The organism is Pseudomonas sp. H3_A02 (assembly GCF_054671965.1).
This window is the reverse complement of record NZ_CP162807.1, coordinates 4,023,994-4,043,931: the sequence shown is the minus strand read 5'-3', so window position 1 is coordinate 4,043,931 and position 19,938 is coordinate 4,023,994. Positions and strand designations below refer to the sequence as shown.

17 protein-coding genes and 1 pseudogene are annotated in these 19,938 nt (G+C 60.6%); 11 read left to right on the top strand and 7 right to left on the bottom strand.

What is annotated here, in order from left to right; translation table 11 throughout:
• Nucleotide 1 precedes the first annotated feature (1 nt).
• Nucleotides 2-1,612, top strand: coding sequence for an ABC transporter ATP-binding protein (locus AB4N80_RS17955; RefSeq protein ID WP_122565625.1), 1,611 nt, complete (start codon nucleotides 2-4; stop codon nucleotides 1,610-1,612).
• Between the two features lie 20 nt (nucleotides 1,613-1,632).
• Nucleotides 1,633-2,427, top strand: coding sequence for an enoyl-ACP reductase FabI (fabI, locus tag AB4N80_RS17950; protein ID WP_003202751.1), 795 nt, complete (start codon nucleotides 1,633-1,635; stop codon nucleotides 2,425-2,427).
• Nucleotides 2,428-2,680: 253 nt separating this feature from the next.
• On the opposite strand, the gene AB4N80_RS17945 is transcribed toward fabI, so the two are convergent.
• Entirely contained in the window at nucleotides 2,681-3,643 is a 963-nt protein-coding gene (locus AB4N80_RS17945; protein WP_122565626.1) for a GGDEF domain-containing protein, read from the bottom strand.
• Nucleotides 3,644-3,780: 137 nt separating this feature from the next.
• Here AB4N80_RS17945 and AB4N80_RS17940 point away from each other — a divergent pair, with 137 nt between their 5' ends.
• A complete protein-coding gene (locus AB4N80_RS17940; RefSeq protein ID WP_305467247.1) occupies nucleotides 3,781-4,605 on the top strand; it encodes a helix-turn-helix transcriptional regulator in 825 nt (274 codons plus the stop codon).
• A 206-nt stretch (nucleotides 4,606-4,811) separates the two neighbouring features.
• On the opposite strand, the gene AB4N80_RS17935 is transcribed toward AB4N80_RS17940, so the two are convergent.
• On the bottom strand, nucleotides 4,812-5,399 hold the full coding sequence (locus AB4N80_RS17935) for a LysE family translocator (RefSeq protein ID WP_460078114.1): 588 nt from the start codon (nucleotides 5,397-5,399) through the stop codon (nucleotides 4,812-4,814).
• 176 nt (nucleotides 5,400-5,575) lie between these two features.
• Between AB4N80_RS17935 and AB4N80_RS17930 the strand changes: the two genes are divergently transcribed.
• The 5 genes from AB4N80_RS17930 to AB4N80_RS17910 all read left to right on the top strand — a co-directional run bounded on the left by AB4N80_RS17930 (nucleotide 5,576) and on the right by AB4N80_RS17910 (nucleotide 10,509).
• Nucleotides 5,576-7,030, top strand: coding sequence for a TrkH family potassium uptake protein (locus AB4N80_RS17930; protein ID WP_122565629.1), 1,455 nt, complete (start codon nucleotides 5,576-5,578; stop codon nucleotides 7,028-7,030).
• A 174-nt stretch (nucleotides 7,031-7,204) separates the two neighbouring features.
• The gene (locus AB4N80_RS17925) at nucleotides 7,205-8,287 is read left to right on the top strand and encodes a bifunctional transcriptional activator/DNA repair enzyme AdaA (RefSeq protein WP_460078113.1); all 1,083 of its coding nucleotides are present in this window, start codon (nucleotides 7,205-7,207) and stop codon (nucleotides 8,285-8,287) included.
• 24 nt (nucleotides 8,288-8,311) lie between these two features.
• A complete protein-coding gene (locus AB4N80_RS17920) occupies nucleotides 8,312-8,929 on the top strand; it encodes a DNA-3-methyladenine glycosylase family protein (protein WP_122565862.1) in 618 nt (205 codons plus the stop codon).
• 200 nt (nucleotides 8,930-9,129) lie between these two features.
• Nucleotides 9,130-9,618 carry a GFA family protein gene (locus AB4N80_RS17915; protein ID WP_122565631.1) on the top strand — a complete coding sequence of 163 codons (489 nt, stop codon included), beginning with the start codon at nucleotides 9,130-9,132 and terminating at the stop codon, nucleotides 9,616-9,618.
• Between the two features lie 102 nt (nucleotides 9,619-9,720).
• A complete protein-coding gene (locus AB4N80_RS17910) occupies nucleotides 9,721-10,509 on the top strand; it encodes a MipA/OmpV family protein (protein ID WP_460078111.1) in 789 nt (262 codons plus the stop codon).
• A 31-nt stretch (nucleotides 10,510-10,540) separates the two neighbouring features.
• Here AB4N80_RS17910 and AB4N80_RS17905 read toward each other — a convergent pair whose 3' ends face one another.
• The 3 genes from AB4N80_RS17905 to AB4N80_RS17895 form a co-directional block, all read right to left on the bottom strand.
• The gene (locus AB4N80_RS17905) at nucleotides 10,541-11,827 is read right to left on the bottom strand and encodes an ATP-binding protein (RefSeq protein WP_122565633.1); all 1,287 of its coding nucleotides are present in this window, start codon (nucleotides 11,825-11,827) and stop codon (nucleotides 10,541-10,543) included.
• Nucleotides 11,828-12,535, bottom strand: coding sequence for a winged helix-turn-helix domain-containing protein (locus AB4N80_RS17900; RefSeq protein WP_122565634.1), 708 nt, complete (start codon nucleotides 12,533-12,535; stop codon nucleotides 11,828-11,830).
• A 139-nt stretch (nucleotides 12,536-12,674) separates the two neighbouring features.
• Nucleotides 12,675-13,283 carry a MiaE family protein gene (locus AB4N80_RS17895; protein ID WP_460078110.1) on the bottom strand — a complete coding sequence of 203 codons (609 nt, stop codon included), beginning with the start codon at nucleotides 13,281-13,283 and terminating at the stop codon, nucleotides 12,675-12,677.
• A gap of 178 nt (nucleotides 13,284-13,461) precedes the next feature.
• Here AB4N80_RS17895 and AB4N80_RS17890 point away from each other — a divergent pair, with 178 nt between their 5' ends.
• Nucleotides 13,462-14,325, top strand: coding sequence for a universal stress protein (locus AB4N80_RS17890; RefSeq protein WP_122565636.1), 864 nt, complete (start codon nucleotides 13,462-13,464; stop codon nucleotides 14,323-14,325).
• Between the two features lie 162 nt (nucleotides 14,326-14,487).
• On the opposite strand, the gene AB4N80_RS17885 is transcribed toward AB4N80_RS17890, so the two are convergent.
• Entirely contained in the window at nucleotides 14,488-14,958 is a 471-nt protein-coding gene (locus tag AB4N80_RS17885) for a DUF1289 domain-containing protein (protein WP_060741956.1), read from the bottom strand.
• Nucleotides 14,959-15,364: 406 nt separating this feature from the next.
• Here AB4N80_RS17885 and acnB point away from each other — a divergent pair, with 406 nt between their 5' ends.
• Together acnB and AB4N80_RS17875 are read left to right on the top strand one after the other, a co-directional pair.
• A complete protein-coding gene (acnB, locus tag AB4N80_RS17880) occupies nucleotides 15,365-17,974 on the top strand; it encodes a bifunctional aconitate hydratase 2/2-methylisocitrate dehydratase (RefSeq protein ID WP_305471219.1) in 2,610 nt (869 codons plus the stop codon).
• A gap of 275 nt (nucleotides 17,975-18,249) precedes the next feature.
• Nucleotides 18,250-19,425 carry an integrase core domain-containing protein gene (locus AB4N80_RS17875; RefSeq protein ID WP_460078108.1) on the top strand — a complete coding sequence of 392 codons (1,176 nt, stop codon included), beginning with the start codon at nucleotides 18,250-18,252 and terminating at the stop codon, nucleotides 19,423-19,425.
• A gap of 378 nt (nucleotides 19,426-19,803) precedes the next feature.
• Here AB4N80_RS17875 and AB4N80_RS17870 read toward each other — a convergent pair.
• A pseudogene (locus AB4N80_RS17870) lies at nucleotides 19,804-19,893 on the bottom strand (nucleoid-structuring protein H-NS); the annotation flags it as partial.
• Nucleotides 19,894-19,938: the final 45 nt, after the last annotated feature.

Sequence of the window (19,938 nt, the reverse complement as noted above, 5' to 3'; positions counted from 1 at the left end):
TATGAACCAGGACAATCTGATCGAAGTGCGCGACTTGGCGGTGGAATTCGTTGTCGGCGAACGCCGCCAGCGCGTGGTCGAGGGCGTCAGCTTCGACATCAAGCGCGGCGAAACCCTGGCCCTGGTGGGTGAAAGCGGCTCGGGCAAATCGGTCACCGCCCACTCGATCCTGCGCCTGCTGCCCTACCCACTGGCCCATCACCCCACCGGGACCATCCAATACGCCGGCCAGGATTTGCTGGGATTGAAGGAAAAAACCATCCGTCATATCCGCGGCAACCGGATCGCGATGATCTTCCAGGAGCCGATGACCTCCCTCAACCCGCTGCACTGCATTGAAAAACAGATCAATGAGGTGCTCGGCATCCATAAGGGTTTGAGTGGCAAGGTCGCGACCCGTCGGACGCTTGAGTTGCTGGAGCTGGTCGGCATCCCCGAGCCCCACAAGCGTCTCAAGGCCCTGCCCCACGAGCTGTCCGGCGGCCAGCGCCAGCGGGTGATGATCGCCATGGCCCTGGCCAACGAGCCGGAACTGCTGATCGCCGATGAGCCGACCACCGCCCTGGACGTCACCGTCCAGCTGAAAATCCTTCAATTGCTCAAGGAATTGCAGGCGCGACTGGGCATGTCGCTGTTGCTGATCAGCCACGATTTGAACCTGGTGCGAAGAATTGCGCATCGCGTATGTGTCATGCAGCGCGGTTGCATCGTCGAACAGGCATCGTGCGAAGAGTTGTTCCGCGCGCCGCAGCATCCGTACACTCGGGAACTGCTGGGCGCCGAACCCAGCGGCACCCCGGCGACCAACGTCGTCGGCCCGCCGCTGTTGCAGGTCGAGGACCTGAAAGTCTGGTTCCCGATCAAGAAAGGCCTGTTCAAACGCACGGTAGACTACATCAAGGCCGTGGACGGCATCCGCTTCAGCCTGCCCCAGGGCCAGACCCTGGGCATCGTCGGCGAAAGCGGTTCCGGCAAATCCACCCTGGGGCTGGCAATCCTGCGGTTGATCGGCAGTCAGGGCGGGATCCGCTTCGAAGGCAAACAGCTGGACAGCCTGACGCAGCAACAGGTCCGACCGCTGCGCCGGGAGATGCAAGTGGTGTTTCAGGACCCGTTCGGCAGCCTGAGCCCACGGATGTGTGTGAGCCAGATCGTTGGCGAAGGCCTGCGGATTCACAAGATCGGCACCGCGGCCGAGCAGGAACAAGCGATAATCGCGGCATTGAAGGAGGTAGGCCTGGACCCGGAGACCCGGAACCGCTACCCCCATGAATTTTCCGGTGGGCAGCGGCAGCGTATCGCCATTGCCCGGGCCCTGGTGCTCAAGCCGGCGTTGATTCTGCTGGATGAACCAACGTCGGCCCTGGACCGTACCGTGCAACGCCAAGTGGTGGAGCTGTTGCGGTCGTTGCAAACCAAGTACAACCTGACGTACCTGTTCATCAGCCATGACCTGGCTGTCGTCAAAGCGCTGAGCCACCAACTGATGGTGGTCAAGCATGGCCAAGTGGTCGAACAAGGTGATGCCCGCAGCATATTCGCCGCGCCGCAGCACCCCTATACACAGCAGTTGCTGGAGGCCGCCTTCCTGGCCCCAACAACTGCCGAATAACCTGAAAAGAGGAGCAACACATGGGTTTTCTCGCCGGTAAGCGCGTACTGATCGTCGGTGTCGCCAGCAAGCTGTCCATCGCATCCGGCATCGCCGCCGCCATGCATCGCGAGGGCGCTGAGCTTGCCTTCACTTATCAGAACGACAAACTCAAGGGTCGTGTCGAAGAGTTCGCACAAGGCTGGGGCTCGAGCCCTGAGCTGTGCTTCCCATGCGACGTGGCCAGCGATGAAGAAATCGCCAAGGTCTTCGAAGAGCTGAGCAAGAAGTGGGACGGCCTGGACTGCATCGTGCACTCCGTGGGCTTCGCCCCGGGCGACCAACTGGACGGCGACTTCACCGAAGCCACCACCCGCGAAGGTTTCCGCATTGCCCACGACATCAGCGCCTACAGCTTCGTGGCCCTGGCCAAGGCCGGTCGCGAAATGATGAAAGGCCGCAACGGCAGCCTGCTGACCCTGTCGTACCTGGGCGCCGAGCGCACCATGCCGAACTACAACGTCATGGGCATGGCCAAGGCGTCCCTGGAAGCCGGCGTACGTTACCTGGCCGGTTCCCTGGGCCCGGACGGCACCCGCGTCAACTGCGTATCGGCAGGCCCGATCCGCACCCTCGCCGCTTCCGGCATCAAGAACTTCCGCAAGATGCTGGCCGCCAACGAGGCGCAAACCCCACTGCGTCGCAACGTCACCATCGAAGAAGTCGGCAACGCCGGTGCCTTCCTGTGCTCGGACCTGGCGTCGGGTATCAGCGGTGAAATCATGTACGTGGACGGCGGCTTCAACACCACCGCCATGGGCAACATCGAAGAGTAATCTTCACGTTGCAGCAAAAACGCCGCTTGCCCTGGAAAGGCCAAGCGGCGTTTTTTATGCCCACTACACCGCTCCGCGACCCAGCGGGAGCAAGCTCCCTCGCCACGGGCTTGTCGGCGGCCTTAAGCGAACCGCATTCCCTGTGGGAGCGAGCTTGCTCGCGATGGCGGTGGATCTGCTGGCACTGATGTTGAATGTGCCGCCGCCTTCGCGAGCAAGCTCGCTCCCACATTGGATCGGCGGTTGGCCTGTGCTAGCTGCGAAGCGCCTGTTTGTGCGCATACATCGCCGCATCGGCGTCCGCCAGCAGGTTGTCGATTGACCGATGGCGCTGGGCGTCGTACTCGATCTGGCCGACGCTGAACCGAATGTCGTAGCCACGCTGCAACATCGCATTGCGCTCATCGAGGATTTCCTTGAGGCGCGCCATGATCGTCGTTGTCTCGACATGGGAAGAACCGGTGAGCAGCGCCACGAACTCGTCTCCGCCCAGGCGACCGACCACATCACTTTCGCGAAAGGCGATACGCAGCACGTCGGCGAAGGTTTTCAGTGCGCTGTCGCCCTCGGCATGCCCATATCGATCGTTGATCGGCTTGAAGTCGTTGAGGTCGAAGAACAGTAGCGTCGCCGGTCGCGACAAGCGATCACACACATTCAACGCATGCTGGGCCAACGTCCTGAAGCCGCGCCGATTGGACAACAGCGTCAGCTCGTCCATGCTCGCCATCTGCACCGCGACCATTTCCTGCTCGGCCATGCGCGCCAAGTCGCGCAGCAGTTCGCGTTCTTCGTCATTGAGCTGGCGCGGCTTGGTGTCGAGCAGGCACAGCGTGCCGAGTTTGCTGCCGTCTTCCAGCCCCAGCGGATGCCCGGCGTAGAAACGAATGCCGGGCTTGTCCGTGACCAGCGGGTTGTCGTGGAAGCGCTCGTCCTGTTCCGCGTCGCATATCTCCAGGATCTGATCTTGCAAAATCGCATGCCCACAAAAGGAAACTTCCCGCGGGGTTTCACTGGCATCCAGGCCGGCGCTGGACTTGAACCACTGCCGGTTGGCGTCCACCAGGGACACCAGGGCGATGGGCACGTCAAACAGACGCCGGGCAAGACGGGTCAGGCGGTCGAACCGCTCTTCGGGTGCGGTATCGAGCAGCTTGAGCGAGTGCAGATTCTTGAGGCGAACGGCTTCGTTGTCCGGTTTACCTGGCGCAAGCATCGGGAACTCCATGGGCGGGACTTCATGAAGTCTAGTCCAGGACCACCGCCCTTGGAGCCGAACGGCTAAATCCAATGGGCATTTGCCGGCCAAGGCTAATACACTGCCACTCAGGTTCAAGACGAGGACGCCGACCGATGAAGCATGCCAACCCTGACGCCGCCCCACGCTTCTGGCGCGACACGGCCCTGCCCTTCATCGAAGCCCGGGCCATCGACGATGGACGCAAAGTCTGCTATTCGCGTCATTCCCATGATCACTTCTCCATCGGCGCGATCACCGCCGGGCGCAGTACCTACATCCACGAGCGCTCGAGTTTCCAGGTGGAAAGCGGCACGGTGGTGCTGATGAACCCCGGTGACGTCCACGCCTGCAACCCGATCGACGATCAGCCGTGGTCCTACGTGATGTTGTACGTCGACACCCTGTGGCTCAGGGACTTGCAGCGCCGTATCGGTTTTGACGAAAGCCTGGATTTCCAGGGTTTCGCCACCACGCATAGCCGCGACGTGGAGCTATTTGCCGCCCTGGGAAGGTTGTATGGCCAATTAGTAGACGAGCACCTCGACACGGCCCACAAGCACACCGCCGCCGAGGCGTTTTTCATTGACCTGCAACAACGGCTCAACCCTGCCGGGCGTCCGGACCGGGGCAGTCATCCGGGGCTGATGCGTGCGGCACAATTTATCCATGACCATTGCAGCGAAGCCTTGAAGCTCGAAGACATCTGCACCGCCGCGCAGCTGTCGCCGTCCTACCTGAGCCGAGCTTTCAAGCGCCACTACGGGATGACGCCCCACGCCTTCCTGGTCAACCGCCGGATCCAGTTTGCCCGCCACCAATTGCGCGAGGGCAAGCTGATCGCCGACGTGGCGCTGGACAGCGGGTTCGCCGACCAGGCGCACTTCCAGCGGGCGTTCAAGCAACACCTGGCGGCTACGCCCGGCCAATATCGCGGCTGATACCGCATGGATCGGGGGCTCGGGGCCCTCTGTGGCGAGGGAGCTTGCTCCCGCTGGGCTACGCAGTAGCCCTCGATTCTGGGCGACTGCTGCGCAGTCGAGCGGGAGCAAGCTCCCTCGCCACAACAGCATTCCCGCCTCTAAAGCGCGGACTGCAGCCAAAACAGCGCTTTCTTCTCAGATGCAAGGTTGCCGCCCACTTCAGCTCAAGGCCACAACAGATACACCGCACTGGCCACCAACAACACCGCCATCGCCCGGTTGAACAGGCGCAAGGTCGCCGGATTGCCCAGCCATGTGCGCAGGAAACTGCCGGCATAGGCCCAGCAGCCCACCGAGACGTAGCAAATCACCAGGTAGATCGCCGCAAACTGCCACACCAGCCGCGCCTCGCCGTCGGCCACGAATGCCCCCATCCCCGCCACGCAGGCCAACCAGGCCTTGGGGTTGAGCCATTGCATCAGCGCGCCATGGAACATCGAGGGCGCCCGCCCCGCGTCTTCGCCGCCCAAGTGCCCGTTATCCATCGCCAGTTTCCAGGCCATGAACAACAGGAACGCCACGCCGCCCAGTTGCACCACTCGGGTCACCCCCGGCCAGCGCTGCAACACTTCATGCAAGCCCAGCCCCATCAGCACCAGCAACAACACAAACCCCAGGGTCGCGCCGGCCACATGGCGCAATGTGGCCCGAAACCCGTACCGCGCCCCGGAACTGAGGGCGACGATATTGACCGGCCCCGGTGTAATGGAGGCCACCAAGGCAAAGGCCGCCATGGAAAATATCAAGCTCATCACATACCTTCTTCATTCAAGGAAAGAGGCCCCAAGGTAAAGGGGCCTCCTCTGCGGGTATTGAAGAAAACTGCCTTGTCTATTGGGCGTCCAAGCTCAATTTTTTTACGCAAATTTTACGCAATGCCCCATTGCCCCTATCGATACTGTGCAGCTCATTGAATCAGGCGTTATTCATGTCCATTGCGGTTCTGCGTCTCATCGGTTTCATACTCGGCATTTTCCTGATTACCCTGGCGATCAGCATGGCGATTCCGCTGTTCACCCTGATGCTTTACGAGCGCAACGATGACTTGTCGGCGTTTCTTTGGTCGAGCTTGATTACCTTCGTCTGCGGTATCGCACTGGTCGCCCGTGGACGACCGGACCACGTCCAGATGCGCCCCCGGGAGATGTACCTGCTGACCACCGCCAGTTGGGTGTTCGTGTGCGCCTTCGCCGCCCTGCCGATGGTGTTCATCCAGCACATCAGCTATACCGATGCGTTTTTCGAGACCATGTCGGGCATCACGACCACGGGCTCGACCATCCTGACCGGGCTGGATACCACGTCTCCCGGCCTGCTGATCTGGCGATCAATGTTGCATTGGCTCGGCGGCATCGGCTTTATCGGCATGGCCGTGGCAATCCTGCCGCTGCTTCGGGTCGGCGGCATGCGCCTGTTCCAGACCGAATCATCGGACTGGTCGGAGAAAGTCACGCCGCGCTCTCACGTCGCGGCCAACTACATCCTGTGGATTTACGTCACATTGACCGCCTTCGCGACCTTGGCGCTGTGGCTGGCCGGCATGACCCCCTTCGAGGCGATCAATCATGCGATGTCGCTGATTTCCACCGGCGGCTTCTCAACCTCCGATGCGTCCCTGGCGCACTGGCCTCAACCGGCCATTCATTGGGTATCCGTCGTTGTCATGATGGCGGGATCACTGCCCTTTACGCTGTATGTAGCGACATTGAGGGGAAACAGGCGCGCATTGTTCAAGGATCAGCAGGTTCGGGGTTTCGTCGGATTTCTGGTGATTACCTGGCTCGTGGTCGGCACCTGGCTGAGCCTGAACAGCGACCACGGGTGGTGGGACGCGGTTCGCATCGTGGCCGTCAACGTCACCTCTATCGTCACCACCACTGGCGTGGCGCTGGGTGATTACACATTGTGGGGCAGCTTCGCACTGCTGCTGTTCTTCTACTTGACGTTCGTGGGTGGCTGTTCGGGATCTACGGCCGGTGGGTTGAAAATCTTTCGCTTTCAAGTCGCCGGGGCACTGCTGATGGGCAGTTTGAAACAACTGATCCACCCCCGGGCGGTGATCCGGAAAAAATACAACAACCACCCCATCGATGAAGAAATCGTCCGCTCGCTGCTGACATTTTCGTTCTTCTTCACCATCACGATTGGCGCCATCGCCCTGGGTCTGGCGCTGATCGGTCTGGACTGGACAACCGCCCTGACCGGCGCTGCCACCGCCGTGTGCAACGTGGGGCCGGGGCTCGGCACCATCATCGGCCCGGCCGGCAACTTCTCGACCTTGCCGGACGCAGCCAAATGGCTGCTGACCATTGGCATGCTGCTGGGTCGACTGGAAATCCTGACCGTGCTCGTGTTGTTCACGCCGGTGTTCTGGAGGTATTGATCCGTGCTTATCACGGTTCTTGGCGACATGATGTCTGCGAAAGACAAAAACAGCGGGTGAACCTTTAAGACTCAAGGTTCAATTTTTGTTCGTGAGCATCCGACCGAGTGCGCGGAAAATTCACTGTCGATTTTTCGGTGGAGTCGTCCCGGACACGGTTCTATGCTCTGCCCCATGAACCGACAAGACTCGCTGCTCCCGCCCCACACCGAGATGGTCCGCGCCATGCTCGAACGAGACACCGCCTACGAGGGGGTGTTCTTCACTGCGGTCAAGACCACCGGCATTTTCTGTCGCCCCAGTTGTACCGCGCGCAAGCCGAAGCCGGAGAATGTGGAGTTCTTCGCCCACGCCGACGAAGCCATGTCGGCCGGCTACCGCGCCTGCCTGCGCTGCAAGCCGCTGGATGCCGCGGCCATTGCGCCGGACTGGATCCAGGCGCTGCTCAAAGCCGTGGACGCCGAACCCGACCTACGCTGGACTGACGCCCTGCTGCTGGAGCAAGGCATCGAACCGCTGAAATTGCGCCGCTGGTTCAAGCAACATTTCGGCATGACCTTTCATGCCTACCTGCGCACCCGTCGCCTGGGCATCGCCTTGGGCGGCATCAAGGACGGCATTTCCATCGACAATGCCGCGTTCGATTCCGGTTATGAGTCGTTGAGCGGTTTTCGAGATGCCTTTGTGAAGTCCTTCCACATCACGCCGGGCCGCGCCGCCTTCAGCGAGCCCTTGCTGTTCACCCGCCTGACCACGCCATTGGGGCCGATGCTGGCCATGGCCGAACGACGGGGCCTGGTGCTACTGGAATTCCTCGACCGCCCGGCCCTGACCAAGGAGCTGGAAGAACTGCAGCAACGCTACGGCTACACAGTTGCACCGGGGCATAACGCTCACCTGCAACAGATCGAAACCGAACTGGCCGACTATTTCGCCGGCAAACTCACCACGTTCGAGGTCCCGCTGCACATGCCCGGCAGCGCCTTTGCCGTGCGGGTCTGGGCCGAGTTGCAAAAGATTCCCTACGGCGAAACCCGCAGCTACAGCGGCGTCGCCACAGCCCTTGGCAGCCCCGGTGCCAGCCGCGCCGTGGGCCTGGCCAACGGGCAGAATCGCCTGGCCATCGTCATTCCCTGCCACCGGGTGATCGGGGCGGATGGCTCGTTGACCGGTTATGGTGGCGGCCAGCCGCGCAAGGCGTTTCTGTTGCGGCTGGAAAAAGCCGCGGTGCAGGTGTCACTGCCCCTGGCGTTTTGAATGCCTCCGGAGAACGAACACCTGATGCCTGTGCCCTACCACGACGCCAGTGCCTTCCTGGCCAATCTCGACGAAGACTGGCGACGGCATGTCGAGACGATCGGCCCTTGCCTGCTGCAACCCAAGCCGGCCCGCGATCCCTATGAGGCCCTGGTCCGGGCGATCGCCTACCAGCAACTGCACGCCAAGGCAGGCGATGCGATCCTCGGTCGACTGTTGGCGCTGTTCCCGGCATTGACCTTCCCCAGGCCTGAACAGCTCCTGGCGACGGACTTTGCGCAAATGCGCAGGTGTGGGTTCTCCGCCAACAAAATCGCAACCATCCAGGGCATCGCCCAAGCGGCCCTGGACGGGGTGGTGCCGGATTACGCCACGGCACTGGCCATGGAGGATGAAGCGTTGATCGAGCGTTTGATCAGCTTGCGCGGCGTCGGACGTTGGACCGTGGAGATGCTGCTGATCTACAGCCTGGAGCGACCGGACATCCTGCCGGCCGATGACTTTGGAGTGCGCGAGGGGTATCGCCGGCTCAAGGGATTGGCGCAACAACCCAGCCGCAAGCAGATGGTCGAAATCGGTCTGGCCTGGAGCCCTTATAGGACGGTGGCGGCGTGGTATTTGTGGCGGGTGCCCGCTCGCTAGACCGTGTCATCGTTCATCGCGAGCAAGCTCGCTCCCACAGTTGATCCTCAGTGTTCACAAATTGTATCTACACAGAATATCCCCTGTGGGAGCAAGCTTGCTCGCGATGGCGTCCGCACGTCAGTCATGAGTTCAGCTGTCCAGAACATCGGGCCATCCGGGCTGTCCAGAGTCATGACAGTCCCCAATCGGAGGTTCCCATGCAGCTCGAAGGATCCTGCCACTGCGGCGCCGTGTCGTTCAGCCTGGCCTGTGCCCACCCCTACCCTTATCAACGCTGCTACTGCTCGATCTGTCGCAAGACCCAGGGCGGCGGCGGTTTTGCGATCAACCTGGGGGGCGATGCCCGAAGCCTGAAGGTGCACGGTCGCAAGCACATCTCGATCTACCATGCGCGGCTCAAGGACGAAGGCGATAAACGCGCCCACCGCAGCAGTGCCGAACGGCATTTCTGTTCCCTGTGCGGTTCGGGGCTATGGCTATTCAGCCCTGAATGGCCGGAGCTGATTCACCCCTTTGCCTCGGCCATCGACACGCCACTGCCCGTACCGCCGGAGCACACTCACCTGATGCTTGGTTCCAAGGCGCCGTGGGTGGAGGTCGAGACGCATCCGGGGGACCAGCAGTTCGATGTTTACCCCGAAGAGTCGATTGCCCAGTGGCATGAACGCCTGGATCTGAGCCGCTAGGCCGCTTCACAGTCTTTGACAATTTCCCGACAAAGCTGCCAAAGATTGCCCGCCGGTCACCACCTAGCATGGGCGCATCCAACTTCGTATCCGGGTGCTCCCATGGTCCGTTCATTGTGTCTGTCGTTGTCTTCATGCGGCCTGCTTCTGCTCTGCGATTCATTGCAGGCCGAAGACTGGCGCTACAGCTTGCGGGCCGGCGCCGCCAGCGTGCCACGCTACAGTGGCAGCGACGAACGGGTCGTGGCGCCCGCGTTGGGCCTGGAGGTCGTCAGCCCCTATGGCATCTTTCTCGACACCGACAAGGGTCTGGGCTGGGCGTTTGACGAAGAAGACTTCGGCTTGAGCGTGTACATCGGCGCCAGCGATGTGCGCAAGGATCGCAAAAGTGGCTTCAAGGGCTCGGATGAGCTCAACGGCATGGGCTCGATCAAGGCCAGACCGGTGCTGGGGCTGGATGGAACCTATCAAATGGGCCCGATCACCCTTGAGGCCACCTTCGAGCATGCGCTGGAGGAAGACAACGACAACCGTGACACCGGCTCGGCCTGGAACCGCCTGAAACTGAGCATCAGCACGCCGCTGTACGAGGGCAACCATGGCACGCTCATCGGCAGCCTCAACAGTCAGTTCGGCGACGGCGACTACGTCCGGACCTGGTACGGCGTGAGCACTGCCCAGGCTTCGCGCAGTCAATTGCGAGCCCATGACACTTATGGCGGGCTGGTGAGTCGCGGAGCGGATTTGACCTGGTCACTGCCGTTCAATGACCAATGGAGTGTCACAACGGTATTGGCCGTGCAGTACCTGGCTGGCGACGCCGCCAGCAGCCCGATTGTGGCGCGGCGGATGCAAGCGTCACTGGCTGGGCAGGTGGTGTATACCTTCTGAAAGAAGCCCGCCCGGACGAACGCTGCCCGATCTAATCGAGGTGCGCCCAGGTCATGCGAAACGACGCCCCACCCCAGGACGAGTCCGTTACTTCCACGTGCCCTCGGTGAGATTGAGACACCCGTCGCACCAACGCCAGGCCCAGGCCAAAACCACCGGTGCGACGGTCGCGGCTGGCGTCCAGGCGCGCGAACGGTTCGAAAATTTTCTCCCGTCCGTCCGGTGGCACACCTGGGCCGTCGTCGTTGACCCGCACTTCATAATGATCCCCCGCACGCGTCAATGACACGTGCACCCGCTCATCGGCATAACGAATGGCATTGCGCAGCAAATTGATCACCGCACGAGCCATGAAGCGGGGCTCGATACGAACCGTCCCGGCCGGACACTCGACAATCAACAGTTGCACCCCCGCGGCCTCCGCCTCCAGCGCCACGCTGCCCACCACGCTGTCGAGCCAATCGCGCGCCTGGATGTCTTCCCGCACAATCACCGTGGCGCCCTGTTCTAGGCTGGCGTACGTCAGCAGCTCGGAAACCATTTCTTCCAACTCGCCGAGATCGGCGTACATGTCGGCGATCAATTCGCGGTTCTGGCTCGGATCGGACTGCTGCTTGAGTTGATCCAGTTCAAATGACAGCCGTGCAATGGGCGTGCGCAGCTCGTGGGACACCGCATTGGTGAGCTCGCGCTGATTGGCGATCAGGCCCTCGATGCGCGCCGCCATCAAATTGAAGCGTTCCGCCAGGTCGCGAATGTTCGAACGCCTGGACAACTGGATACGCGCCGACAGATCGTTGCTGCCAAAGCGCTCGGCCGCCAGGCGCAACTTTTCCAGGTCGCGCCAGTGGGGGCGCACCCAGAAAAGCAGCACGAAGCCAATCATGATCGCGATCATCAGGTAAGCCACGGCAATATAGAACGGCATCAGGCTCGGCTCCGCCGGCAAATGGATGCTCAATAGCTGCGAGCCGTCGTCAATGCGCGAGATGAACTGCGTGTACTGCTCACGCATCACCACGCGCCCCTGGATCAACTCGGCTTGCTCCTGGGGGGTCAGGGCCAGTTGATCGCGCTCAACCAGGGCCAGGCCCAAGCCGTAGTGAGGCCGCACGCTTTCCAACTGCCGCTCCCGCGCCGGGCCGTCCAGGCCACGCAACTGCTCGACCAACGACCAAGCCTGACCACGCACCGCCTCTTGGTTGTAACGCTGCATCTCGCCGTCGAGCAGCGCATCGAACGTGCGATCGACCGTTTGCAGCGCCAGCACCAGGCCAATCGTCATGGCCAGGAACAACCCCAGGAACAACCGCAGCATCTAAAGCTCCCACCCAAACGGATTGAACAGATACCCCTTGCCCCAGACGGTTTTGATCCGCATCGGCTCCCTGGGGTTGTCGTTGAGCTTGGCCCGCAGCTTGCTGACATAGACATCGACGCCACGATTGAGGCCATCGAAGGCAATGCCACGCATGCGGTTGAGGATGTCGTCGCGGGAAAGGATCTTGCCTGCCGCGCTTGCCAGCAGCCATAACAGTTCGAATTCCATGGTGGTCAGCTCGACCACGTCACCGGCCAGGCGCGCCTCCCGGCTGCTGCGGTCGATGGTCAATCGGCCGAACTCAAGGGCACCGCGCACCGTAGTGTCTGGCGCTTGACGGCGTTGCAGCGCCCGCAGGCGCGCCAGGAGTACCGCTGGCTTGACGGGTTTGATCACGTAGTCGTCGGCACCGGATTCCAGGCCGAGGATATGGTCCACATCATCTTCCTTGGCAGTCAGGATCACGATCGGGGTGTCGGCAACGTTGCGAATCTCACGGCACACATGCAACCCGCTCTGCCCCGGCAGCATCAGGTCGAGCACCACCACTTTCGGCTCGAATGCCAGAAACGCCGCCAGCGCCAGGTCGCCTCGGTGCTCGATACGCACGTCGAAGCCATGTTGGGAGAGAAAATGCGCGATCAGCCCGGCGAGCCGTTCGTCATCCTCCACCAGCAACACTTTGCCCGAACCCAGGTTATCCATACCAACCGCCCGCCAACCCATGAATGAAGGGCCACATTATGGCGTCAACCAACGACGGGACGGGTAACGCAGGCAGCAAAAACCGGCCTCAAGGGCCGGTTTTCAGAGAAATTTCATGTTTTTAAGAGTTTTTAACAATTCAGGCCGCCACCGGCACACCACTGTGGAACCGAAATTCCACATCCGGCGATTCGATCAGTTCCCGCTCGGCCTCACGGACCTTGTCGATCACCTGGGCAATGTCCTTGGCGTCGCCGTACTGGTAGGCCAGTTTCAGGTAACCCTGGAAATGCCGGGCTTCGCTTCTCAGCAAGCCGAAATAGAACTTGCCCAGCTCCTCGTCCAGGTGCGGCACCAAGGCCTCGAAACGCTCGCAACTGCGGGCTTCGATGAAGGCACCGACCACCAGGGTGTCCACCAGTTTGACCGGCTCGTGGCTGCGCACCACCTTGCGCAGCCCCGAGGCATAACGCCCGGCAGAGAGCTGGCGCAAGCCGATCTTGCGTTTCTTCATCAGGCGCATGACCTGCTCGTGATGCACCAGCTCTTCCCGGGCCAGGCGCGACATCAGATTGATCAAGTCGACGTGGGAATGGTATTTGGCGATCAGGCTCAGGGCAGTGCTGGCGGCCTTGAATTCGCAATTCTTGTGGTCGATCAGCAATGTTTCCTGGTCGGCCAGCGCGGCCTGGACCCAGGCATCGGGGGTGCGGCAACCAAGGAATTCGTGGATTTCGGGAAGATTCATGGGGCTCACGGGCAAAGGTAATCGAGCGAAGGGCGCCGATTATACCGGCCTGCCCCCAGACCACCAGCCACCGCTATTGATATGCATCAAGTCGACGACTCACCCACAGCAACTAGACTGCCCCACAACAACTATAGTTGAGCAACGCCAGCCTTTTCATTGCAGGAGAACGCCGATCATGCAAGCCATTCGCAGCATCCTGGTGGTCATTGAACCCGAACATTCGGAAAGCCTGGCGCTCAAGCGCGCCAAACTGATCGCCGGTGTGACCCAGGCCCACCTGCACCTGCTGGTGTGCGACAAAAAGCATGACCATGCCGGCCTGCTCAGCGTACTCAAGAGCGCACTGCTGGCCGACGGCTACAGCGTCACCACCGAGCAGGCCTGGAACGAAAGCCTCTACGAAACCATCATCGACGTGCAGCAGGCTGAAGGTTGCGGGCTGGTGATCAAACAGCACTTCCCCGACAGCCCGCTGAAAAAAGCCCTGTTGACCCCGGCGGACTGGAAACTGCTACGCCATTGCCCAACCCCGGTGCTGCTGGTGAAAACCGCCGGTTCCTGGAAAGACAAGGTGATCCTGGCCGCCGTCGACGTTGGCAATGCCGACGATTCACACCGCCACCTGCATTCCACCATCATCGACCATGGCTATGACATCGCCCTCCTCGCCAAGGCGCACCTGCATGTGATCAGCGCCCACCCCGCGCCGATGCTCTCGTCCGCCGACCCGACGTTCCAGCTCAAGGAAACCATCGAGGCCCGGTATCGCGAGCAATGCCGGGCGTTCCAGGCCGAATTCGACATCGATGACCAGCACCTGCACATCGAAGAAGGCCCGGCGGATGTCTTGATTCCGTACATGGCGCGCAAGCTGCAGGCGGCCGTGACGGTAATCGGTACCGTGGCTCGCTCGGGGTTGTCCGGGGTGCTGATCGGCAACACCGCCGAGGCCGTGCTCGATACGCTGGAAAGCGATGTGCTGGTGCTCAAGCCCCAGGAGGTCGAGGATCATCTGGTGGAACTGGCGGTCAAGGATTGACACGCCAACCTGTGGCGAGGGGATTTATCTGTGGGAGCAAGGCTTGCCCGCGATAAAAACGATGCGGTCTCTCTGGAACCGAGGCGCCTGCATCGCGAGCAAGCTTTGCTCCCACAGCGGGGCGGTGCGACGTTTTGCTAAATCCCCTCGCCACAAAAGCTGTCAGCCGCCGATCGCATCCTTCAGGAACCCCGGCGCGATGTAACGCTGGTAATGGGCTTCGGACAGAAGGAAAAACTCCCGATCAATGGCATCGCGCAGGTCTGGCAGGTCCCAATCGCGAAACTCCGGCATCAACACCATGCCATAGGCCTCCAGGTTGTTGATCACCCGCGCGCCTCGGGCAATCAACTGGTAGGCCCAGCAGTATTCCGACTGGTGCGGCACAAAACGGATCTTGCGCGATTCCAGTTGCTGGCGCAGCAACCCAGGGTCGAAAACCTCCAACTTGGCCACCATCACCTGCACCAACAACTGCTCGAGCCGCATCCACACCGCGCGTTTTTCGTCCTCGTTGTAGCCGTTCCAGTGAATCACTTCATGATGGAACCGCTTGCAGCCGCGACACACCAGGTCACCGTAGACAGTGGAGCAAAGGCCGACGCAGGGGGTCTTGATGAGCTGGTTGGGCATAAGAAAAAGCACACGCAAAAGCAGGACAGACCGGCATGTTAGCCCTTTGTCTAAGATTGATCACCCCTCAAACTTGAGCGCCCAACTTACCTTTAATTTTTTTTTCCCGTAGAATCAGCCAGCCTTTTAAGGCGCCAATGTCCGTTAGAAGCTGTTTTCAAAGCGTCACGAGCACAGTCGTTCCTTCAGAGCGGTGTTGGCGAAGGGTCTTTCCAGCGGGGAAAGCCCAACGCCAACCCTCATCAGCTCCCGTTCTGCAGGCGTAAAACTTTGAAAGCAGCTTCTGTGAGGAACCCCGGAAACTCTGGCGTAGTGGCTCAAAAAGCCTCAGACGCGCATGAGTACCGTGGGTTTCTGGATGAGCGTCCCGGACACCCATTTGGGACCACTGATGAGGGTAATAACTGTGCTTGAAGCCTACCGCAAACATATCGAAGAGCGTGCAGCCCTGGGTATCGTTCCCCAGCCGCTTAACGCCGAACAAACCGCAGGCCTGATCGAGCTGCTGAAAAATCCTCCGGCTGGCGAAGAAGCTTTCCTCGTTGACCTGATCACCAATCGCGTTCCGCCTGGAGTCGACGAAGCCGCCTACGTCAAGGCCGGTTTCCTGTCCGCCCTGGCCAAGGGCCAGGCCCAATCCCCTCTGCTGGACAAGAAGCGTGCCGTTGAACTGCTCGGCACCATGCAGGGCGGCTACAACATCGTGACCCTGGTGGAGCTGCTGGACGACGCCGAGCTGGCGCCCGTCGCCGCCGAAGAACTCAAGCACACCCTGCTGATGTTCGATGCCTTCCACGACGTGGCTGAGAAAGCCAAGAACGGCAACGTTCACGCCAAGGCCGTGCTGCAATCCTGGGCTGACGGCGAGTGGTTCAAGAAGCGCCCGGTGCTGGCCGACAAGATCAGCTTGCGCGTATTCAAGGTCACCGGCGAAACCAACACCGACGACCTGTCCCCTGCCCCGGACGCCTGGTCCCGCCCGGACATCCCACTGCACGCCCTGGCCATGCTGAAAATGGCCCGTGACGGCATCGTTCCGGACGAGCAAGGCAAGACCGGCCCGATGAAGCAGATCGAAGAAATGCGCGGCCAAGGCTTCCCGATCGCCTACGTCGGCGACGTGGTCGGTACTGGTTCGTCGCGTAAATCGGCGACCAACTCGGTGCTGTGGTTCTTCGGTGACGACGTTCCTTTCGTTCCGAACAAGCGCGCTGGCGGCTTCTGCTTCGGCAGCAAGATCGCCCCGATTTTCTACAACACCATGGAAGACGCCGGCGCCCTGCCGATCGAATTCGATGTGTCCAACATGCACATGGGCGACGTGATCGACCTGTACCCGCATGCTGGCAAAGTCTGCAAGCACGGCACCGATGAAGTCCTGACCACCTTCGAAATGAAGACCCCGGTCCTTTTGGACGAAGTTCGTGCCGGCGGCCGTATCCCGCTGATCATCGGCCGCGGCCTGACCGAGAAGGCTCGTGCCGAGCTGGGTCTGCCACCGTTCGATCTGTTCAAGAAGCCTGAAGCACCTGCTGAAAGCACCAAGGGTTTCACCCTGGCGCAGAAGATGGTCGGCAAGGCTTGCGGTCTGGCGGAAGGCCAAGGCGTGCGCCCTGGTACCTACTGCGAACCGAAAATGACCACCGTGGGTTCCCAGGACACCACCGGTCCAATGACCCGTGACGAACTGAAAGACCTGGCATGCCTGGGCTTCTCGGCTGACCTGGTGATGCAGTCCTTCTGCCACACCGCGGCCTATCCAAAGCCGATCGACGTGACCACCCACCACACCCTGCCTGACTTCATCATGACCCGCGGCGGCGTTTCCCTGCGTCCGGGCGACGGCATCATCCACTCGTGGCTGAACCGTATGCTGCTGCCAGACACCGTCGGTACCGGTGGTGACTCCCACACCCGTTTCCCGATGGGCATCTCGTTCCCGGCCGGTTCCGGCCTGGTTGCGTTCGCCGCTGCCACCGGCGTCATGCCGCTGGACATGCCGGAATCGATCCTGGTGCGTTTCAAAGGCAAAATGAAACCTGGCATCACCCTGCGTGACCTGGTTCATGCCATTCCGTACTTCGCCATCCAGAACGGTCTGCTGACCGTCGAGAAGAAAGGCAAGAAAAACGCCTTCTCCGGCCGCATCCTGGAAATCGAAGGCCTGGAAGGCTTGACCCTGGAACAGGCTTTCGAATTGTCCGACGCCTCGGCCGAACGTTCGGCTGCCGGTTGCACCATCAAGCTGTCGAAAGAGTCGATCACCGAATACCTGCAATCGAACATCACCCTGCTGCGCTGGATGATCGGCGAAGGCTACGGTGATGCACGTACCCTGGAACGCCGCGCCCAAGCGATGGAAGCCTGGATCGCCAACCCGCAACTGATGGAAGCCGATGCCGACGCCGAATACGCCGAAGTCATCGAAATCGACCTGGCCGACATCAACGAGCCTGTGCTCTGCGCGCCGAACGATCCGGACGACGCCCGTCTGCTGTCCAGCGTTGCCGGCGAGAAGATCGACGAAGTGTTCATCGGTTCGTGCATGACCAACATCGGTCACTTCCGCGCTGCCGGTAAACTGCTGGAGCAGGTCAAGGGTCAGCTGCCAACCCGTCTGTGGCTGTCGCCGCCGACCAAGATGGACGCTCACCAGCTCACCGAAGAAGGCTACTACGGCATCTACGGCAAGGCCGGTGCACGCATGGAAATGCCAGGCTGCTCGCTGTGCATGGGTAACCAGGCACGCGTCGAGCCGAACTCCACCGTGGTGTCGACCTCGACCCGTAACTTCCCGAACCGTCTGGGTGACGGCGCGAACGTCTACCTGGCTTCGGCCGAACTGGCGTCCGTGGCTTCGATCCTGGGTCGCCTGCCGACCGTCGAGGAGTACATGGAATACGCCGGCAAGATCGACAGCATGGCAGCGGACGTGTATCGCTACCTGAGCTTCGACCAGATCGCCGAGTTCCGTGAAGCGGCTGCAAATGCCAACATCCCGGTCGTTCAAGCCTAAAGCTTAAAACGCCCGACTAAAAACGCCGCCCTTCTTGCGAGGGGCGGCGTTTTTTTATGCCTGTCTTTTTCTGGGAAATGCCTTTTTTGGGTACATATCCGTTTCTGCGGTAACGGCTGCTGGCGGTTCCGCTCTTACAGCGGCTCACTTTTGAAGAGCGCAAAAGTAAGCAAAACGCTTTTGCCGGTATGACTCACCCACATGGGTTACAAATCAGTTCACGCACATAGGTAACAGTTTTTAACTGGCATGGTCGATTTCGCGAGGATTTGACCATGCCTTGGAGAGAGCTGAAACCTATGGACCTCAAAGTGATGTTCATCGCTGAATATCTGTCTGAAAAGCACAGCTTTAGCCGGCTGTGCCAGGACTATCAGATCAGCCGAAAGACCGGCTACAAGTGGGTTGAGCGCTATGAACTGGAGGGCCCCAGTGGGCTCGACGAGCGCAGTCGCCGACGGCACAACCAAACCTATGTGGTGCCGCTGGTTGTGAGACAAGCAATCATTGAGCTTCGCTCTACTGGCGAGACGGTTCCGGGGCCTAAAAAGATCCAGAGCGACCTGATAAAGCGTTTTCCGGGGCAGGATCCGCCGTCGAAAACGACCATCTACAACATCCTTAAGGCAGCGGACTTGATCGCGCCTCGGCCGTTGCGCCGGCGTGTCGCTGTCTACCCCAAACCTTTGCGTAAGGCCGAAACGCCTAACCAGCTCTTCAGTGCAGATTACAAAGGCCAATTTCTCACCGGCGCGGGTGTCTGGTGCTATCCGCTGACGATCATGGACCATGCCAGTCTCTTCTTACTTGCCTGCGAGAGCATGGCTAACACCAATCTCAAGGAGACCCAGCAAACCTTCGAGCGCGTTTTTCGGGAATATGGGATGCCTGAGCGCATCCGCACCGATAACGGCGTGCCGTTTGCCAGTACGGGTCGTGCGGGGCTGTCGCAGTTGTCGATCTGGTGGCTACGCCTTGGGATTATCCCCGAGCGAATTGAGCCCGGTCGGCCAGATCAAAATGGGCGTCATGAGCGTATGCACCGGACGTTGAAAAGTACGCTTCCCAAACCACCAGCCGTTGCCTGGGAGGCCCAGCAAAAACACTTTGATCGATTTATGCAGCACTACAATCACGAGCGGGGACACGAGGCGCTCGGCCAGCAAACCCCGGCCTCCTGCTATACACCCTCAACCCGAGCTTACCCGGAAAAATTACCGGAAATGGGGTATGCGAGCCATGTTGAGTGTTACCTGGCTGATAGTTGCGGAATCATTAGTCGAGATGGTCTGCGGATATACGTGGGGAACCTGCTCAGGCATCAAACTATTGGAATGGAGATGATCAAAGACGGAGTATGGAATGTGATCTTCGGCCCGGTGATCCTAGGTCACGTCAATGCCAGGGACGCAAAGAACGGCTACGTTTCAATCAAAGTGTCACCTATGTGAATGCACTTTTTTGTAACCCATGTGGTTGTCCCGTACATGCCCCACCACTCGGTGCCTCGCCTAGGCTCGGCATGCCCTCACTCCGGCATTGCTCCGTGGGCCCGCCGCGAAGGGCCATCCATGGCCCAGCGCGGCTACCTCGGCATCCATGCCGAGGTACCCACTACGCAATGCCTGCGTTCGGCCAGCGTGGTTTAACGGGGCGTCCAGATCAAGATCTAAAGCAAGAGCAAGAGCAAGAGCAAGAGCAAGAGCAAGAGCAAGAGCAAGAGCGGGATACATGCCAGCATCTATGTGGCTGAACCACCGCTATCGCGAGCAAGCTTTGCTCCCACAGATCTGACGGGTGTACGACCAAAAGAGCCAGGTCGGCTCTAAGGCCGCCTCGCGGTGGACGTTGATCTCGGGCGCCCCGTTAACCACGCTGGCTGAACGAAGGTATTGCGCAGTGGGCAACCCGGCATGGATGCCGGGTTAGCCGCGCTGGGCCATGGATGGCCCTTCGCGGCGGGC

What these genes read in the sequence shown, in the direction of transcription:
- AB4N80_RS17890 (WP_122565636.1), top strand. Translation starts at nt 13,462, where the DNA reads ATGCAAGCCATTCGCAGCATCCTGGTGGTCATTGAACCCGAACATTCG.
- AB4N80_RS17875 (WP_460078108.1), top strand. Translation starts at nt 18,250, where the DNA reads ATGCCTTGGAGAGAGCTGAAACCTATGGACCTCAAAGTGATGTTCATC.
- AB4N80_RS17930 (WP_122565629.1), top strand. Translation starts at nt 5,576, where the DNA reads ATGTCCATTGCGGTTCTGCGTCTCATCGGTTTCATACTCGGCATTTTC.
- AB4N80_RS17915 (WP_122565631.1), top strand. Translation starts at nt 9,130, where the DNA reads ATGCAGCTCGAAGGATCCTGCCACTGCGGCGCCGTGTCGTTCAGCCTG.
- AB4N80_RS17945 (WP_122565626.1), bottom strand. Translation starts at nt 3,643, where the DNA reads ATGCTTGCGCCAGGTAAACCGGACAACGAAGCCGTTCGCCTCAAGAAT.
- AB4N80_RS17935 (WP_460078114.1), bottom strand. Translation starts at nt 5,399, where the DNA reads ATGAGCTTGATATTTTCCATGGCGGCCTTTGCCTTGGTGGCCTCCATT.
- AB4N80_RS17940 (WP_305467247.1), top strand. Translation starts at nt 3,781, where the DNA reads ATGAAGCATGCCAACCCTGACGCCGCCCCACGCTTCTGGCGCGACACG.
- AB4N80_RS17905 (WP_122565633.1), bottom strand. Translation starts at nt 11,827, where the DNA reads ATGCTGCGGTTGTTCCTGGGGTTGTTCCTGGCCATGACGATTGGCCTG.
- AB4N80_RS17925 (WP_460078113.1), top strand. Translation starts at nt 7,205, where the DNA reads ATGAACCGACAAGACTCGCTGCTCCCGCCCCACACCGAGATGGTCCGC.
- AB4N80_RS17910 (WP_460078111.1), top strand. Translation starts at nt 9,721, where the DNA reads ATGGTCCGTTCATTGTGTCTGTCGTTGTCTTCATGCGGCCTGCTTCTG.
- AB4N80_RS17900 (WP_122565634.1), bottom strand. Translation starts at nt 12,535, where the DNA reads ATGGATAACCTGGGTTCGGGCAAAGTGTTGCTGGTGGAGGATGACGAA.
- AB4N80_RS17920 (WP_122565862.1), top strand. Translation starts at nt 8,312, where the DNA reads ATGCCTGTGCCCTACCACGACGCCAGTGCCTTCCTGGCCAATCTCGAC.
- AB4N80_RS17895 (WP_460078110.1), bottom strand. Translation starts at nt 13,283, where the DNA reads ATGAATCTTCCCGAAATCCACGAATTCCTTGGTTGCCGCACCCCCGAT.
- AB4N80_RS17955 (WP_122565625.1), top strand. Translation starts at nt 2, where the DNA reads ATGAACCAGGACAATCTGATCGAAGTGCGCGACTTGGCGGTGGAATTC.
- AB4N80_RS17885 (WP_060741956.1), bottom strand. Translation starts at nt 14,958, where the DNA reads ATGCCCAACCAGCTCATCAAGACCCCCTGCGTCGGCCTTTGCTCCACT.
- fabI (WP_003202751.1), top strand. Translation starts at nt 1,633, where the DNA reads ATGGGTTTTCTCGCCGGTAAGCGCGTACTGATCGTCGGTGTCGCCAGC.